The organism is Bacteroidota bacterium (assembly GCA_034723125.1).
Taxonomy (GTDB): Bacteria; Bacteroidota; Bacteroidia; order CAILMK01; family JAAYUY01; genus JAYEOP01.
In genome coordinates, this window is record JAYEOP010000422.1 from 1 (window position 1) to 2163 (window position 2163).

General features: G+C 33.4%; 1 protein-coding gene. It reads left to right on the forward strand.

Annotation, left to right across the window (positions count from 1 at the left end; all coding sequences use genetic code 11):
• On the forward strand, positions 1-2163 hold a 2163-nt coding region (locus U9R42_11355), incomplete at both ends, for a PKD domain-containing protein (GenBank protein MEA3496622.1).

Genomic DNA, 2163 nt, shown 5'->3' on the forward strand with positions numbered 1-2163 from the left:
CAAAAAGAAGCTTCCAACTGGTATTTTGGCGATTCAGCAGCTATTACTTTCAACAGCAATCCTCCAACTTCGTTAAACAATAGTGCCATGTTTACCTATAGGGGGTGTGCTACCATGTCCGATTCCAGAGGTAATTTACTGTTCTATACGCATGGCTCAACAGTTTACAACAAAAATCATCAAGTAATGGATAATGGTGATAATTTAATGGGAGGGCGTGGATCATCACAGTCTGCTATTATTATTCCAGCACCTAATCAGAAAAATTTGTACTATATTTTTACAGTTGATGATGTGCCAACACAATTTGGAACGGGTACAGGGTCATTTCGGTATTCGTTGGTTGATATGAAAGCAAATAATGGAATAGGAAAGTTAATTCAAAAGAATATTTTTATTTATAGTAACATGGTTCCTAAAATAACAGCAGTTAAACATGCCAATAGTTCATCTGTGTGGATTATTACCCACTATGATAATTCAAACGGCTTTGCCGCTTTTTTGTTAACCAAGCAAGGAATATCGTCAATACCAATTAATACTTTTATTGGGACCAATTGTACGGCAGTAACTACAGTACGTGGAGCAGGCAGGATGAAAATAAGCCCTGATGGTAAAATTTTGGCTGTGCCCTGGTATCATTTTCATACACTTGAACTATTAAAATTTGATAATTTAACTGGTAAACTTTCAAATTTGGTTTCATTATACACATTTGGTACAGATGCAACAGAATTCTCTCCAAATGGTAAGTTGCTTTATTATACAGAACAGCCTATATTTGGAAGAATTGTTTTACAGGTTAACATTACTTCTCTTGATTCTGTACAAATTGTAAGCTCAAAAAAAACTTTATATAACATGGGGAATTCATGGGGAATTCAAATCGGAATTGATGGGAAAATTTATATTACGAATGAATACTACATTGATTGCATTGAATTACCAAACAAGTCAGATACATTTTGCAGATACAATGACAGTGCTATTTATTTAAATGGTAATAAATGCTTATACAATTTCCCCGATTTCCTCCAATCCTACTTCTTCAAACCGGATTTTGAGGCAATAGGTACTTGCTTTAGCGATACCACACAGTTTTATATACAGGATTCCTCACAGGTAGATTCCTTGTTTTGGATATTTGATGATAGCATAAGTGGGACAAATAATTTTTCCAATTCATGGGCACCTCAACATTATTTTTCAGATACAGGAGTTTACAATGTACAAATGATTGTTTATCATGATACTTTTGCAGACACCTCTGCACGTGAAATACGCATTAGCCCTTATCCAAATGCTAATTTTTCTATTAATGATAATGCACAATGTCTGAGTTCCAATTTTTTTCAGTTTACAAACACTACATCTATTACTTCAGGAACTTGTACCTATGAATGGAATTACGGAGACACTGCAACAAGTTATTACACTAATGCTTCACATTCTTTTTCTTATGAGGATAGTTTTTATGTAAAAATGTATGCCCTTTCAGATTACGGTTGTGAAGATTCGATTTTAAAAACGGTTTATGTTTTTCCGCCAAAAGCAGATTTTGAGATAACAGATTCAGCACAATGCTTTCTCAGAAATAATTTTGAGTTTATCAATAAAACAAGCAATAATTTTGGAACAATCCAATACCTATGGCAATTCGGAGACGGGGATACCTCAAATGTTGTCGATACCGTTTATCACTCTTATCAAACATCCGATACTTTTTCAGTAACGCTAATAGCAAATTCAAATTTTGGTTGTTCAGATACTTTAACAAAACAACTAATTGTACATCCAATGCCACAGGTAGATTTTAGCATAAATGATTCGCTACAATGCTTTAATGAAAATAATTTTCAGTTCTTAAATCTTACAACTTTTAATCAATTAGACAGCTTAAATTACAATTGGGCTTTAGGAGACAGCACTTTTTCAACAGACACAAACATAAACCAACTTTATCAAAAATCAGATACTTTTACAATAGAACTAATTGTCACATCAAATCATGGTTGTTCAGATACAGCAACAAAAAATGTTATAGTTCTGGAATCGCCCAAAGCCAAAATAAACATAAACGACACAGCCCAATGCTTCAACGAAAACAACTTTACTTTCTTAAACCCAAGTGATTCTTTAAATTTAAATGTCTCAAAAACATGG